Origin of the sequence: Bradyrhizobium sp. URHD0069 (genome assembly GCF_000701345.1) — a bacterium.
GTDB lineage: Bacteria > Pseudomonadota > Alphaproteobacteria > Rhizobiales > Xanthobacteraceae > Bradyrhizobium.
The window spans coordinates 1-14,876 of sequence record NZ_JNIJ01000073.1; the positions used below are offsets into that span (position 1 = coordinate 1).

The 14,876-nt window shown below is 59.0% G+C and carries 12 protein-coding genes and 1 pseudogene; 3 read left to right on the top strand and 10 right to left on the bottom strand.

Translation table 11 applies throughout. The features are described 5' to 3' along the window. From N554_RS0128645 to N554_RS0128665, 5 genes are all read right to left on the bottom strand, one after another. Nucleotides 1–568: class I SAM-dependent methyltransferase (locus tag N554_RS0128645; protein WP_156042164.1), on the bottom strand; the 568-nt coding region annotated here is incomplete at its 3' end. A 212-nt stretch (nucleotides 569–780) separates the two neighbouring features. Further along, on the bottom strand, nucleotides 781–2,583 hold the full coding sequence (locus N554_RS0128650) for an NAD(P)/FAD-dependent oxidoreductase (RefSeq protein WP_029586614.1): 1,803 nt from the start codon (nucleotides 2,581–2,583) through the stop codon (nucleotides 781–783). A 315-nt stretch (nucleotides 2,584–2,898) separates the two neighbouring features. Beyond that, on the bottom strand, nucleotides 2,899–3,231 hold the full coding sequence (locus N554_RS0128655) for an antibiotic biosynthesis monooxygenase family protein (RefSeq protein WP_029586615.1): 333 nt from the start codon (nucleotides 3,229–3,231) through the stop codon (nucleotides 2,899–2,901). A gap of 210 nt (nucleotides 3,232–3,441) precedes the next feature. Further along, nucleotides 3,442–5,037 carry a gamma-glutamyltransferase family protein gene (locus N554_RS0128660; RefSeq protein WP_029586616.1) on the bottom strand — a complete coding sequence of 532 codons (1,596 nt, stop codon included), beginning with the start codon at nucleotides 5,035–5,037 and terminating at the stop codon, nucleotides 3,442–3,444. 157 nt (nucleotides 5,038–5,194) lie between these two features. Continuing rightward, nucleotides 5,195–5,611 (bottom strand): ester cyclase, encoded by a 417-nt coding sequence (locus N554_RS0128665; protein WP_029586617.1) that lies wholly within the window; start codon nucleotides 5,609–5,611, stop codon nucleotides 5,195–5,197. 213 nt (nucleotides 5,612–5,824) lie between these two features. Between N554_RS0128665 and N554_RS0128670 the strand changes: the two genes are divergently transcribed. Continuing rightward, nucleotides 5,825–6,259: a hypothetical protein gene (locus N554_RS0128670; protein ID WP_029586618.1), complete on the top strand. Its 435-nt coding sequence runs from the start codon at nucleotides 5,825–5,827 to the stop codon at nucleotides 6,257–6,259. Nucleotides 6,260–6,291: 32 nt separating this feature from the next. Here the strand turns inward: N554_RS0128670 and N554_RS0128675 are convergent, their stop codons facing one another. The 4 genes from N554_RS0128675 to exbB all read right to left on the bottom strand — a co-directional run bounded on the left by N554_RS0128675 (nucleotide 6,292) and on the right by exbB (nucleotide 10,864). Further along, complete coding sequence (locus N554_RS0128675) at nucleotides 6,292–8,685, bottom strand: preprotein translocase subunit SecA (RefSeq protein ID WP_029586619.1); 2,394 nt, start codon at nucleotides 8,683–8,685, stop codon at nucleotides 6,292–6,294. Next, nucleotides 8,682–9,371 carry an energy transducer TonB gene (locus N554_RS0128680; protein ID WP_245283744.1) on the bottom strand — a complete coding sequence of 230 codons (690 nt, stop codon included), beginning with the start codon at nucleotides 9,369–9,371 and terminating at the stop codon, nucleotides 8,682–8,684. Before N554_RS0128680 ends, N554_RS0128675 begins: the two co-directional genes overlap by 4 nt. Nucleotides 9,372–9,478: 107 nt before the next feature. Further along, nucleotides 9,479–9,910: a TonB system transport protein ExbD gene (gene exbD, locus N554_RS0128685; RefSeq protein WP_029586621.1), complete on the bottom strand. Its 432-nt coding sequence runs from the start codon at nucleotides 9,908–9,910 to the stop codon at nucleotides 9,479–9,481. Nucleotides 9,911–9,931: 21 nt separating this feature from the next. Then, entirely contained in the window at nucleotides 9,932–10,864 is a 933-nt protein-coding gene (gene exbB, locus N554_RS0128690) for a tonB-system energizer ExbB (protein WP_051677764.1), read from the bottom strand. Between the two features lie 344 nt (nucleotides 10,865–11,208). Here exbB and N554_RS0128695 point away from each other — a divergent pair, with 344 nt between their 5' ends. Both N554_RS0128695 and N554_RS0128700 read left to right on the top strand, forming a co-directional pair. Then, nucleotides 11,209–13,635 (top strand): TonB-dependent receptor, encoded by a 2,427-nt coding sequence (locus N554_RS0128695; protein ID WP_029586623.1) that lies wholly within the window; start codon nucleotides 11,209–11,211, stop codon nucleotides 13,633–13,635. A gap of 68 nt (nucleotides 13,636–13,703) precedes the next feature. Next, nucleotides 13,704–14,387, top strand: a complete 684-nt coding sequence (locus N554_RS0128700) for a Fe2+-dependent dioxygenase (protein WP_029586624.1) — start codon at nucleotides 13,704–13,706, stop codon at nucleotides 14,385–14,387. Nucleotides 14,388–14,754: 367 nt separating this feature from the next. On the opposite strand, the pseudogene N554_RS42390 reads toward N554_RS0128700, so the two are convergent. After that, nucleotides 14,755–14,876: pseudogene (locus tag N554_RS42390) on the bottom strand (IS110 family transposase); the annotation flags it as partial.

Genomic DNA, 14,876 nt, shown 5'->3' on the forward strand with positions numbered 1-14,876 from the left:
GTCGCCAGTCAATACCCGTGAGCTTGTTCTGATTGCTGTCTTGGCTAGGTGTGTTGGAGACCAATAACCATGTCGCTCCGGTACGTCGAAAGTTCTTCAAGATCGCTGCAATGTCTTGGAACGATAAGTGGACCCAACAATCGCGGCACAAGATCATGTCGACGGCGGGTAGATCATCTTTAGTGAGATCGGCATGGATAAATCGCACGCCGGAACGGGCGTATTGCTGGTTGTTCTTGGCGACTACGGCGGAAACGACGTCGGCACCGACATAGTCGACGCCGGAGAGGTCAACTCGCCTCATCCAGTTCCAGTCACCGCACGGTGCATCCAGGAACTTGGACACCTGGTATCGCTGAAACAGTTCGGGAAGATAGGCGCTCACGTTTTCCGTGGCAGCTAGCTCCGAACCAACGCCTGAACCACTTTCTGCGCTTCCCCAAGCCCGCATGGCGTAAGCCACTTGGAACACCTGAGCCCTCGGCAGAGTCAGGGAAAGCAACTTCCCAAAGCCTGGAGTTCGAACAGCGATGCTGTTGGCCTTTTGTCGCAAACTCCAACGGAACATGTTCACCTCCCCACATATTTTTTGTGAGGTGCCGCCTCAGTTGGCAGTCTTTGTCATTTTGTGTAAGGCCGACGAACCGCAGGCATTTTTGCCGCTTCCGCGTCCATTGCCAGTACCCGGCCAAGCCTACCACAGCTTGCGGCAGGAGGACGACGGGCCGTCAAGGCCTTCAAATTTCAAACTGAGACACTACCAGGAATCCAATAAGCCCATCAACTAAGATGGTGGACCTTCTGAAGAGCGTAAACCGGTGTGGGGATGCCTTCCATTCGCGCCTTCAACTGCAGGGACAGAAACTGCGAGTAGTGGCGTGACTGGTGCAGGTTGCCGCCATGGAACCAAAGCGCCTCCTGCTGTGTCGGCTTCCACATGTTGCGCTGCTCGCCTTCCCACGGGCCGGGGTCTTTGGTCGTGTTCGAGCCCAGTCCCCAGACCTTGCCAACCTTGTCGGCGACTTCCTTCGAGATCAGGTCCGCGGCCCAGCCGTTCATCGAACCGTAGCCGGTGGCATAAACGACCAGATCGGCCGGCAACTCGGTCCCGTCGCTCAAGATGACGGAGTGTTCCGCGAGTTTTTTGACGTCGACGCCGCTTTTCAGTTTGACGCTGCCATTGGCAATCAGTTCCGAAGCACCGACATCGATGTAGTATCCTGATCCGCGCCTTAGGTATTTCATGAACAGACCGGAGTCGTCGTCACCATAATCGAGCAGGAAGCCTGCCTTCTCGAGACGCTTGTAGTAGTCGGCATCGCGTTCCCTGATCGCGTTATAAACCGGGATCTGGAACTCGTGCAGGATCTTGTAAGGCAGTGAAGCAAAGATGAGGTCGGCCTTGGCCGTCGTCATTCCAGACTGGACCGCCTGTTCGGAGTAAAGCGCGGCCAATCCGAGCTCCATCAGCGAGTCCGACTTCACAACATGGGTCGTCGAGCGTTGGACCATCGTGACGTCCGCTCCGGCTTCCCAGAGCGCGGCACAGATATCGTGGGCGGAATTGTTCGAGCCGATCACAACGGCTTTCTTGTTCTTGTATTTGTCCGGCCCAGGATGCTGCGACGAATGGTGCTGATCGCCTTTGAAAATATCCATGCCTTCGAATTTCGGCGTGTTGGGCTTGGCTGACATTCCCGTCGCTAGCACGAGCTGTTTCGGCTTTAGGACGATTTCCTCGCCGTCGCGCTGCACGATAACGGTCCATTCGCGGGTCTTCTCGTCGTAAGAAGCCTTCTTGCATTCGCTCGAGCCCCAGTAATTGAGCTCCATCACCTTTGTGTACATCTCCAACCAGTCGCCGATCTTGTCCTTCGGGGAGAAGACGGGCCAGTTCCGGGGAAAGGGCAGATAGGGCAGATGGTCATACCAGACCGGATCATGCAGGCAGAGTGACTTGTAGCGCTTGCGCCAGCTGTCGCCGGGCCTTTGGTTTTTTTCGATGATGATCGTCGGCACATTGAGCTGGCGCAGCCGCGCTCCGAGCGCGATGCCGCCCTGACCGCCACCGACGATGACGCAATAGGGCTGACGCGAGTAACCGAGTTCAGCAGCTTCCGCCTCGCGATCTTCCTTCCACGTCGTTCGATTCCGTTCGGCGCCGTGTTTGGCGCCCATGGGACGGTCGAAGCCAACTGCCTCTTCGTGCCCCTTGAGTTCGCTCATTGTTGTCAGCAACGTCCATATCCGGCCGTCCCGCAGACGCATGTGGCCAAAGCCGCGAGCGACGTCGGTTTCGAATTGTATCCAGCTCTCCGTAATTCCATCCGCTTCCGAAGCTTCCTCGCCGTCCGCAATTTTCCAGTTCGACGGCTTCGTATCGGCGAGCCGCGCCTTGAGCATGTCGCGAACCTGTTCCCTGCCCTCCATTGTCTTGATGTTCCAGGTGAAGGTCACGAGGTCGCGCCAGTAGCAGTCCGCCTGAAAGAGACCGACGGCGTGCTCCACGTCGCCGTGGGATAGCGCCTTGTCGAGCGCGTCGAGCAGATCAGACACTTTCCCATTTGGAGCTTTGTCGAGCATGGTGATGTCCTCCCTTGCGCTGGTGGCGAGCCTTCGCTCTTTTTTGGTTCCGGCGAGATGAAGCCGAGGCGCCGACGAAAACGATGAGCTCGCGCGGCGTCATTCGATCGTCCAGGATACACTTAAATCTAGCACTTTGCGGTGAAGAGGCGAGCGAGGAACAGCCCAATTGGGCTGAAATGCGGGCTCGGCCCAATGTCGGAGATGGGTCAACTTAGCGAGAAAGCGGCATGTTCGCGTCCCGTCCGGTTCATCTCCCCCGATCACGGACATTCATCTGGAACTTCCGCACGCCGGCTGCTCTGGGCGCAAGCCTCACGCCACCTCAGCCTTGCCGCGCCCCACCGTCTGGCAAACCTCAAACCCCTCGAATTGCGGATGCCCGAGATAGAGCGGCTTGTTGTCGCCGGCTTTGTGATGCGCTGCCCGGAACGCCTCTGACTTGGTCCACGCTTCAAAGACGGCGCGGTTTTTCCAAACCGTGTGGGAAGCATAAAGTGTGTGATCTTCGGCTTCGGGGCCTTTGAGAAGGTGAAACTCCACGAAGCCCGGCACCTTATCGAGATGACTGTCGCGCGAGATCCAGACGTGCTCGAAAGCAGCCTCCGAGCCCTTGGCTACCTGAAACCGGTTCATGGCGATAAACATCAAGTGGTCTCCTGCTCTCGATGGCTACGATAGACACATGGCACCAAGCAGTTGGCGAGATTGCGATCAGCTACGCGGGGCACGATAACGTATAAGAAGGTAAAACGGTTTCCTCGCCCGAAAACCCGCGGCGCCCAAACGATTGGGCAATAAGGTTTCACCTTTTCGTGTCCTGCTCGTATCAACGGCGCCTGCCGACCATGCGCCAGCCTAGACTTGCGCCACCGCGTCGCCCCACGGCTGGAATATCTCGGTGGCGCCGCTATTGGTCCCGCCCTCGCGCAGCACCACGCTCGGGCACGCGAACTTCATCGGCTGCGCCTGTACGCGAGCATCTTCGTAGTCGAAGCGCGCCCGCAACGCTTCCCGCACTTGCGCCAGCAGACGGACATCGCCGATCACCACCGCGCCTTCGCTCGCATCGATGCGAGGCTGGTGGATCGCCGCGTCCAAATCCATGCCGTAGTCCATCACAAAGGACAGCATCTGCGTCACGGCCGGCAGGATGCGCCGCCCGCCCGACGCACCGAGGGCCAGGCGTCGGCCATCGGCTGCTTCTGCCAACACCGGCGTGTAGTTGGTAAGGCAGCGCTTGCCTGGCGCCAGCGAATTGGCGCCGCCAGCCGTGGGATCGAACCACATGATGCCGTTGTTCATGAGAACCCCGCTTTGTGGCAGCACGAACTTGGAGCCAAAAATCGACAACAGGGTTTGCGTCACCGCCGCCATGTTGCCCTCTCGGTCCACCACCGAAAAATGCGAGGTGCAGGCCGGCGCGAGCTGCTCGGCGCCCAGCGCGCGCCGACCGTCGGCATCGCCCATCCCTTGCAGGCGTTCCTGGTAGGCCGATTGCAGCGCCAAAGCATAGGCAGTGTAGGCCGACGCGCCGGGCTCGCCGCGCGCGGGCTGCAAGTCCTCCTGTAGCAGACGCAACGCATGCGCCAGGGTCGGGCCGCCGGTGAGTTCCGGTGTCGCGTACACCACGCCGCCGCGATAGGGGACGGCGAGCGGCTCGCGCACATGGGCGCGGAAGGCCGCAAGGTCTTCGACCGACAGCGCACCGCCGCCGGCCTGCACATCTGCCGCGATGGCGCGGGCCAAGTCGCCCTCGTAGAAATCGCGAGGTCCCTGCACCGCCAGATGCGCCAGTGTGGCCTTGAGCCGGTCCTGCGGCAGGCGCACGCTGGCCTTGATACCCCATTGCGGGTGCGGCGGCAGTCCGTCTTGCAGATAGACGGCCGCGCTCGCGGGGTAACGCCGCAGATCCGCTGCCGCGCTGGCGATGGCCAGGGTTGTCCACCAGTCCACGGAGAGACCTTGATCGGCCAGAGTCACGCTGGGACCCAGCAATTCCTGCCACGGCAATTTCGCGTGCCGGCGATGCGCCTCCGCGACGCCCGCCACCACGCCAGGCACCGCGATCGAGCCGGGACCGCGTAGATTGCGGTCGTCCTTCACCCTTGGCCAGGGGAAAAGATCGGAGGCGGCCGCGCCTTCGCCCGTCAACGGATAGTCCTCGCGGCGGATGCCGCCGGGCGCTCGCATGCCGAAGTCGATCACCTCATAACGGTTTTCGCGCGCGCGATAGAGCACCATCGCCCCGCCGCCGCCGATGCCGCTCATCCAAGGCTCGAGTACGCCTAGCGCGAAAGAGGTCGCGACCACCGCGTCCACGCAGTCCCCTCCTGCGGCCAGCACCTCGGCTCCAACTTCGGCTGCCTTGCGCGATTGCGCGGCGACGATGCCGCCTTTGGAGACCGCAGCCGGTTTGCGGATTTGCTGGGCATTGCTGAACTGGTCGCGCATGTTGTTGCCTTCGCTGTCATTCACATGTGTTGAGGAGAAAACCGCTGATTTGGATCGATTTAAACCCGAGGGCGGGCGCGAGCAACGTAATGGGCGAACCAGGCCCGTATCAGCGGTCCGCCTTTGATTAATCTGCAAGCGTTCGGGTGGTTGCCGCTCAAGCCCAGCCCAGTTCCTTTAGTGCCATACCAGAATGCCATATCTTCGTCATGTGGCTGATCTTGTCGTCGGTGAATTGCATCACGTAGACATAGTCCGAAGCCGTCTTTTTTCCGGTCGGCTCACACGGACCGCCGGGACCGGTATGCGTACCCGAAAAGACAGCATAGGCAGCGACGTTGTTTCGTTCGGCATCGGTGGCGAAGGACTTCACCTCGTAGCTGGCGTCCGGCATAGTCGTCATGACCCCCTTCATCCAGTCGGCGTATTCCGCAAGAGTCTTGATATCTGCAAGCGGTTCGGCCTGAGCGGCGAAGGTCGCGTTTGGAGTACAGTAACGCTTGCAGACTTCCCAGCCCTTTCCAGTCTCGCAAGCGGCAAAAAAATCTTTGGCAATTGCGGTGATCGAGGCCATGACCGGTTCCTCCTGCGTGTGTTTTATTGAATCTCTGTTTTAGCACTTCGGCTGCGCTCAGGCCATTGGACCACTGGATCGAACGTTACCGAATGTCGTGCGCGCAAGGTCCGCTTCGGCGTCATAAACTGACCTCGAGGAGGCCGAACAGAACTTCCGAAGTGAACCAAAATGCCCTAGCTTATTGTCTTCGCCCTCCGTGGGGATACGATGATGAGATCCCGCGTAAGGAAAGTTGCCCACCTCCTGGAACGCATTGGGCTTGCGATGGCCGGAGCGGCAAGCGGATTGTTTGTTGCCGCCCATGTCGGCTCTACCATCACGGTGCTCACTTCTCAAAATTTTATAGTCATTATGATGATTGGCGGCGCAATTGCGTTCTACTTGGGAATTGATACTCCCCCTCTGGCTTTTCATGGACCAAATGGTGAGCCTCCAAGAGGCGGCTCCGGCGGAAAAATTGATTCTACAGAATTTCTCAGTGCCGTCGGCACATTCCTCGCTACGTTGACGGCTTTTGCATCGGTCGGTGTGATTGTGTCTCGTGAAAATCCGCACATCTTTTGGACAATAATGATAATGCTGGGATGGGTAGTTGGCGTGACAATGCAAATCATTGCCGGAGCCATTGCCCGCACTCGCACTTGATATGCCGCTTTGTGAGCGTCGTGGCCAGGATATCAAGGCCGCAATTTTCCTAGTCGCATGGTATGCGCCGTTACCTCATGACGAAATTCCTTCATCATTATTTCAAAGAGCGTGAAAGCCTCGATCTGAAATTCGGCCAGTATCTTGTGCCGGGGCAGGCGCCTGTCCGCGATCATCCTCTTCAAATGTTCCAGCCGCTCCGACTGTTCGGTCCACAGTTCATCCAACATCGCCATCATGATTCGACGCAGAATGACGTTCAGATCGGCTCTGCCAAGCAATTCGATCTTCCCCTGCATCCAGGCATCTGCCAATGCGCTGAGACGCTTCTGCAACAGCGCGGAAGCGGCAGGGTGACTATGTGATGGCCCTGCGATTGGCACAACCAGCGTCAGGATTGAGCGGACCATGGCGTCTAGACCGGTCCTGTCCCAAGTGCCTGACGCCGGAGCGAACCGTCCTATGAGATCATCTATAGTGTCGTCGCGGAGACCCTTGACGGTCGTTAGCGGCTCGGGATCGTCGCGGATCTTTTCGCGTTGGCTATAGATCAAATCGCGCTGTCGCTGGATCGTCTCTTCGAAGCGGAGCAGGCTCAGGCGACTGTCAAAGCCGCGGGCTTCGATACGTCTTTGGGCAGCCGCAAAAAGATCCAGCGCAAGTGCGGGATCAGCGGGATCGTCCGTACGCGCTATCCTGGCAGCCGTCGGGTTCTGCAGCAGATTATCCTCCAGCGAGACGTGAAAAACCGAGCGGCCCGGCTCGCCCTGCCGGCCAGCACGGCCACGCAATTGAGCATCGAATCGACGATGCTCGTGATGCTCCGTGCCAATCACCAACAGTCCGCCCGCTGCGACGACGCGATCACGTAGTTGCGGATCGTTCCGCGTGCCGCCAAGGCGAATATCGGTACCGCGTCCAGCCATCATGGTCGCGATAGTTACCGCGCCGGGCAGTCCGGCAAGCGCAATAATTTGCGCTTCGTTCGCATGATTCTTGGCATTGAGCACGGTGAAGCTCTTCTCGGACAAATCGCCATTTTGTTTCCAGCCATGGGCCTCAAGGAGCGCGGCCAACGCGTCCGAGTGCTCGATCGATAGAGCGCCGATCAGGACAGGCTGCTGCCTGGCTTTCGCGCGTTCGATCTCATCAAGGATAGCCCTTAACTTTCCCTGACGCGTCTGATGAAGATACGTCTCATCGCAGCGGATCAGCGGCCGGTGCGTGGGAATTGCAACGACGTCGAGCCCGTAGACCTGACGGTACTCATCGACGTCGCCGATAGCAGTTCCCGTCATACCCGCCAGTTGGTCATAGCGCCGGAAGAACGATTGGAGCGTAATCGAAGCCAGGGTGCGGGTTTCCTCATCGATGATACAGCCCTCTTTGGCTTCCAGCGCCTGGTGAAGCCCCTCATCATAACGTCGTCCCGGCATCATCCGCCCGCTATGCTTGTCGACGATGACAATCGCGCCGTCCTGCACGATGTAGTCGCGATCGCGCGCCAACAGCGTGTGGGCACGTAGCGCCTGTATGGTGTGATGCAACAGAGAGATCGCTTCGATGTCGTGTAGCGAAACCTGCGGCTTCAAAAGAGAGGCCCGCCGCAGTCCACGCTCGACGGCGTCATAGCCTTTATCTGTCAGCGCGACACGGCGGCGGTCGCCGATCTCGTAGTGATCGGGTGGCAGTGCTGATACTATGGAATCGAGCAGCTGGTAGAAGCCGGACTGATCGCCAAGCGGACCAAATAGAGCCAAGGGCATCCCCGCTTCATCGATCAACACGGCGTCGGCTTCATCGACCAGCGCAAAGGCATGGCCACGCTGAACCGTCTCGGCCGGCGAGAACTTCATGTTGTCGCGCAGATAGTCGAAGCCGAATTCGCTGGCTACTCCGTAGGTAACATCGCAAGCATAGGCTCTGCGGCGGCTATCATCGTCCATCTGCTGAGTGACTAGTCCGACCCTAAGCCCAAGCGCCTCGTAGACCGGCCGCATCCAGCTTGCATCACGCCGTGCGAGATAGTCGTTCGGTATGGCGACGTGGGCGCCGCGGCCGGACAGCCCGTGCAAGGCACAGATCAGCGTCGCGGACAACGTCTTGCCTTCGCCGGTCTTCATTTCGACGATACAGCCGTCCAGCAAAGCCAGGGCCCCGACGATTTGCTCCGGGACGTGCTCTTCTCCGATCGTACGACGCGCCGCTTCGCGCGCCAGCGCAAACATCGGTATTGCCAAGTCCGCGAGGGCGGTGCCCGCCATCGCTTTCTCACGCAGACGCTGCACGCGCTCGAGTAAGGCCGCCGGCGACAAGCACTGGTGCTCGGAAGCAACTGCGAGAATTTGCCTGGCCGTTCGGCTGTAACGCGCCAGCCTCCGGTCGGCAGGCAAGCCAAACGCGCGCTGTACGAAGCGCAGGATCATTTCAATTCGAAGAGGATTGGTACCGAAAATCCGAACTGAGAGCCGCTGACGTCCGAGGGCGGGGTCGGCAGGGGTTGTGCTCGTTGCAATAGTGCGAGAGTTTCGCGGTCGAGCGCGTCCGAGCCACTGCTCTTGGCGATTGTGCTCGACATGATGTGGCCCTGCCGATCGACCACGAACGAGACCTTGACGATGCCATGTTCACGCTTGGCATGGGCTTCCGGCGGATAGCGCTTGTTGCGCTGAAGATGCAGCGCAAGCCGGCGCTTCCAACTGACCAGTTGTGCGGTACGCGCCGCCGACGCGGTTGGCGCTGTGGTTGCGGAAGCCGCCACTACCGGCGGCGCCGCGTTCGGCACCTTCTCTGCCTCGTCCTCCTTCTTTTCCTCTTCTTTCTTCTGTTCCTTCGGCGTAGCCGTATCAAGCGCGACTTCAGGCTCGGCCATCGCGGGAAGCGGCGGCAACGGCATTGGCTCGTCCGGCGTTGGCAATGGATCCTTTACTGGCTCGACCTTGGCCTCAGCCTTGAGTTCGGCCTTCTCCATCGGCGGTGGCGCCGCATCCGTCTGCATTTGCTCTTCGCCAGGCGCGATGTCCCGGGCCTGGGCGTCTTTGAAAGACTCGGTTGTGAAGTCGACATCGACAGCAACCGTACTATCGAACGTGTCGCCTTCGATCGGTTTCATGAGCAAAGCCGCTGCAACGGCGCCATGCAGCGACAGTATCGCTACGAAGCAAATACTCCAGCGAAGCAGGTCCCTTCTGGTCGTGCCGCGGTAAGGGGCACACCGACTCATTGCGCGCCTCCGCTCTCCAGGCCAACCAGAGCTATTTTAAGGTAGCCTGCACTGCGCAAGTCGTTCATCAGGGTCATGACCTCGCCATACGGAACCGTCTTGTCAGCCCTTACAAACAGTCGCTTGGAGTGATCTGACGAAGTGACCGAATTAAGCGATGCCGCAAGCCCATCACGCGACAACGGGGTCTCGCCTATGGCGAGGGTGCGGTCGGCCTTGAGTGTCACGAAAATCGGCTTGTCCGGCCGTGGCTGACGCTTCACGGTCGAAGCTGGAAGATCAACGGCCACGTCGACCGTCGCCAGCGGCGCGGCAATCATAAAGATGATCAGAAGAACAAGAATGACGTCGATGAACGGCGTCACATTAATCTCGCTAACCTGCTGCATTTCGTCGTCCGACGAAGCTTGCTGAAGCTGTGCGGCCATCTCAATCTCCGCTGCTTCTGATTATTCTGCCGCGCGACGGCGCGGCAAGAATTCAACCCGATCGAGATCGCGACTGACCATGCGCATCAGTTCTGCAGAGCCGTCATTGAGCAGTCCGCGGTATCCCATGATCGAGCGCGCGAACATATTGTAGATCATCACGGCAGGGATGGCCGCGACGAGGCCTAACGCGGTCGCAAGCAGAGCCTCGGCAATGCCGGGCGCGACGACTGCAAGATTTGTGGTCTGCGATTTCGAGATGCCGATAAACGCGTTCATGATGCCCCAGACCGTTCCGAACAAGCCCACGAACGGGCCGGTCGACCCGATGGTTGCGAGAATGCCGGTACCCCGCGTCATTCGACGCGTGGATGCGGCCTCGATGCGACTGAAAATCGAGGCAACACGCTCCTTGACGCCGTCGTGATTCATCGCGTCGCGAGATCGATGCAATTCGCCAGCCGCCGCGCGCGCGAGCAGCGCAATGTCGCTGCCGGCGTTACGGAGTTTCTCGCAGGAATCGCCGAGCGATCTGGAATGTTCGACGGTGTGCAGATCACGCAGCAATTTGCGGCGCGCGCTAAAGAGTTCGATCACCTTGGTCAGCCATACCGACCAGGTCACGACTGAGGCAAAGGCCAGACCGATCATCACAGCCTTCACGATATAGTCGGCTGCCATGAACATGCCGGTTGGCGTCAGATCGTGCGGCAGCACCGGCTCCGCGTCAGTCGCATTTGCAGGCGCAAGTTCCGTGACCGGCGGAGACTGATTCGCGGGCGTTGCGATGACCGCGGAAGGCGATGCCGGCGGCGGCGATTGCGCAAAAGCAATGGTCGGGCCGAAGCCGACTGCCCCTGCAACGATCAACAGCAGTACGGCCGTGACCGAAAACCGTGATTTTCGCCGGGAGTTGAATTGCGCCGAGCATACGTCAGTTGAAGCCAGTTTCATTTCGTGAACTTTTTGTTGCGGCCCTGCCGAAGGATCAGCCGCAAGGAGCTGACGGAAAGAACAAGCCGCTTGGCTTCGGTCTAGCGCCTTGGCTCACCGAGTCAAAGAAGCAAGCCGCTTGAGCATTTTAGAATCGCTGTAAGACGAACCGACCAATCAATTTAGAATCACTTTAACAAAGCGGACTTCTCTCGAACCCTCGATCGCCCGAACTCTCGTTAACTAGAAGACCTATAAAGCGAGGCGATTCACGCCTGGCGTCGGTTGCATGAAGTGAAGTTATGACGGATGAGATCCTCCGAAACACGCAGTTGTGTTGACAAGCGCTTTCGGGGAATTGGGGCATGGTTATCTCATCAGAAAAACAAGAAACTGGTTGGTCAGGAGGCAGCACGCTGTCGAGTGGGATTTCGACGATTGCGTGGAGCAAGGCGACAATCGGCATTGCGGCGGTGATGTTGATCCCCGATTCGGCGGATGCGCAAACGGTGAGCACCGGTGACGACCTTCCGCAGGTACGAGTAACCGCGCCAAAGCGCCAGGCAGCCAAGCGTCAAACCGTGCGACGTACGCCCGCGCGTCCCGCGCCAGCAGTTGCAACCGATCCCAACGACGCAACGGTCAATCCTGTTGTCGGGGATGGAGCAGGTGTTGCGGGCTACCGTACACCAGCTCAAGCCGGCTTATCGCGGTATCCGACGCCGCTCCTGAATACGCCGCAGACCGTTAACGTCGTATCTCAACAGTTGATGCAGGATCAACGGACCACCTCGCTCCAGGAAGCGCTGCGCAACGTGCCCGGCATCACGTTTACTGCAGGCGAAGGTGGCGTTCAGGGCGATCAAATCAACATTCGCGGATACAGCGCGAGAAACGATATTTACAGAGACGGCATTCGCGATCCAGGCTGGTACGCGCGCGATGCCTTCAGCATCGATCGGGTCGAGGTTTACAAGGGGCCGTCCTCGTTCCTGTTCGGCCGTGGCTCGACGGGTGGCGTTATCAATATTGTTTCGAAGCTGCCGCATAACCGCGACTTTTACGTCGTGGAAGGCAGCGGAACTTCAGCGCCCGGCGGTCGCGTGATGACCGACTTCAACAAGACGTTCGGCGATGTCACAGCGCGCCTTGCCATGGTTGGCTACGACACGGATGTGGCGGATCGTGATTTCGTGCACATCAAGCGCTACGGCTTCGCGCCGTCGGTGTCGTGGCAGATCAACGATCAGACCAAGAACACGCTGGCTTACGTCTATCAGAACGATGACAACATCGCCGACCGCGGCATACCGATGCTGCCGGGTTCTTATTTCGGTACGGCATACCGTCAGCCCGCGCCGGTCCCGCGTAATACCTATTTCGGGGTGGCTACGCCTGGCCAGGACGACGTCGAACAAACGCAGGCCCACAACCTCATCAACAAGTTCGAGCACGAATTCGTGCCCGGCCTGACGTTGACCAATCTGACCGGCTACTCTGCCGTCGACCGTTTCAACCGAACCCGGCCGGTTCAGATTAGCGGCTTCAACACGGCGACCTCGAATTTGTGGAACGCGCCCGTGGGCGGCACTCAACTGGCCACGCCGGGAAACCCGCTTACGACAGCGACCGCCCTGAACAATATCTGGATCGCCAACACCAACCACTTCCAGAACCAGACCAACAACAGGCTGCTCAGCAACGTCACCGACTTGAACGCCAAACTCAATACCGGCTGGTTGCAGCACAACATCCTGGTCGGCATGGAGTGGAGCCGGGAGGATCGTGAACAATTCAGGACCAATTTTAGCGACACCTATCGCGTCAACGTTGCCAATCCCAATCCCTACGTAACGGGTACGCTCCTTCCCACAACAGCCGCGACGATTTCAGACGCCAACGCCCGTGGCTTCTACGCGCAGGACCAGATGAAGGTCACAGAGTGGCTCGAATTGCTGGGCGGCATCCGCTATGACGTCTTCAATGCGGACGCGCAAACCTACTCTTTCAACCGTTTCACCGGCGGGCCGGCAATCCCCGCAGTAGCTCCGACGGATCTGAACTCGAATGTCGATTTCCTCAGCTATCGGGCTGGCATCGTGCTGCATCCGACGCCTAACTCCAGCGTGTACTATATGCGCGGGACATCGGCCAACCCTCCGGCCGAATTCACGACCATCCCCAATGGGCAGCAGTCATTGACGCCGGTGGAATCGGAGGTCGACGAAATTGGCGCCAAGGCCGACTTGTTGAACAATAAGCTGAATGTCAATGCGGCCGTGTTCCGTATCAAGAAAAAGAACGACTACGAGAATCAAGGCACGGCTGGTGCTCCGATGTTCGTAGCCATCGGTACGTCGCAGGTTGAAGGCTTCGAGGTCGGCGCCACCGGCAAACTGACGGACCAGTGGAGCGTTTCCGGCGGTTACGCCTATTTGAGGTCGAGGCTGCTGCAGTCATTGACGGCGGCCAATATCGGTCATGAACTGGCGATGACGCCGACCAATTCCTTCTCGGTGTTTATGACTTATGACATCACACCAAAATTCACTATCGGTGGCGGCGCCTTCTATGTCGACTCGCGCTGGACCAGCGTGACCAACGATGCCCGCATTCCTGATTACTGGCGTTTCGATGCGATGGCTGCCTACAAGGTCACCCGAAACTTCACACTGCAGCTCAACGTCTACAACCTGACTGACGAGTATTACTTCGACTCGGCGTCCGGTGCGGGCTTCGGGATCCCCGGCGCCGGGCGGTACGTCTCACTGTCGGGTCGCGCGTCATTCTGACCGTTGCATTGTAATTGTCGGGCTGGCGTCGCGAGATGCCGGCCCGAGTCTTTAGGGAGACGTCATCCTTGCTGGTTCACATTCCTGAAGTACTCACGCCCGAACAGGTACGACACTGTCGCGATGTTATGGAGAGCGCGAACTGGGTCGACGGCCGGGTAACCGCAGGGCATCAGTCGGCGCAGGTAAAGCGCAACCTGCAACTTCCGGAGAACAGTCCCGAGGCACGCGAACTCGGCGAAACGATTCTTGCGGCGCTTGCAGGCAATTCGCTGTTCATGTCGGCGGTGCTGCCAAAGACTGTCTTTCCGCCGCTGTTCAACAGATACGACGCTGACGGTGAGATGAATTTCGGCTCCCATGTCGATAATGCAATCCGTACCATTCCAGGTACCGGTCTTCGCGTTCGCACCGACGTGTCCTCGACATTGTTTCTGTCGTCGCCTGAGGAATATGACGGCGGCGAATTGGTGGTTGAGGACACCTACGGTACCCATGCAATCAAGTTGCCGGCCGGGCACATGATTGTCTATCCCGGCACCAGTCTGCATCACGTCACCAAGGTGACGCGGGGCTCTCGACTAGCTTCGTTTTTCTGGACCGAGAGCATGATCGCCGACGTAACGAGGCGTGCAATGATGTTCGATTTGGACATGTCCATCATTCGCCTCAACAGCGATCATCCGGAACATCCCTCCCTGGTCTCGCTGACGTCGCTGTACCACAACCTGTTGCGCCAATGGGTGATCTAGGGCGCCTACTCATAAATTGAGCTTCATTGGTGCAAGCTTGAGCAATGTCCGCTATGCCCCGGCAGCGACGAGATTCCGCATCGCAGCGAAATGACGCGAAGTGCCATGTGTGGACGGCTCCGAGTTGGCAAGAGAAATCTTCACTTCGCAGGCTTGGTCGGTGCTGCCATGTGTTCGGCCTGTAGATGCGGTTCACATGACCGCTGGCCATAATGCCCTCCGCGGATCAGGTCCCGGTCAACAACACGCATTCGACGATGCGATGGCACAAGTGGGTTGTCCTGATCGCCGGATCGACCGGCTCTGCATTACGTGCTGTTCGCCCTCCCAACCTTCACCTCACGCCGATTGACCGGCGCGATCTCGTTTACGCCGCCAGCGCGACGGGTTGCTTGTAGCGCTCGCCCTTGGCCATCATGGCCCAGGCCATTCGCGCAATCTTGTTGGCAAGTGCGATAGCGGCGACCTTGGTCGGACGCCGTGCCAACA

Excerpts from the sequence above, each read along its gene's own strand:
- N554_RS0128650 (WP_029586614.1), bottom strand. The coding sequence starts at position 2,583 with ATGCTCGACAAAGCTCCAAATGGGAAAGTGTCTGATCTGCTCGACGCG.
- N554_RS0128655 (WP_029586615.1), bottom strand. The coding sequence starts at position 3,231 with ATGTTTATCGCCATGAACCGGTTTCAGGTAGCCAAGGGCTCGGAGGCT.
- N554_RS0128660 (WP_029586616.1), bottom strand. The coding sequence starts at position 5,037 with ATGCGCGACCAGTTCAGCAATGCCCAGCAAATCCGCAAACCGGCTGCG.
- N554_RS0128665 (WP_029586617.1), bottom strand. The coding sequence starts at position 5,611 with ATGGCCTCGATCACCGCAATTGCCAAAGATTTTTTTGCCGCTTGCGAG.
- N554_RS0128670 (WP_029586618.1), top strand. The coding sequence starts at position 5,825 with ATGAGATCCCGCGTAAGGAAAGTTGCCCACCTCCTGGAACGCATTGGG.
- N554_RS0128675 (WP_029586619.1), bottom strand. The coding sequence starts at position 8,685 with ATGATCCTGCGCTTCGTACAGCGCGCGTTTGGCTTGCCTGCCGACCGG.
- N554_RS0128680 (WP_245283744.1), bottom strand. The coding sequence starts at position 9,371 with ATGAAACCGATCGAAGGCGACACGTTCGATAGTACGGTTGCTGTCGAT.
- exbD (WP_029586621.1), bottom strand. The coding sequence starts at position 9,910 with ATGGCCGCACAGCTTCAGCAAGCTTCGTCGGACGACGAAATGCAGCAG.
- exbB (WP_051677764.1), bottom strand. The coding sequence starts at position 10,864 with ATGAAACTGGCTTCAACTGACGTATGCTCGGCGCAATTCAACTCCCGG.
- N554_RS0128695 (WP_029586623.1), top strand. The coding sequence starts at position 11,209 with ATGGTTATCTCATCAGAAAAACAAGAAACTGGTTGGTCAGGAGGCAGC.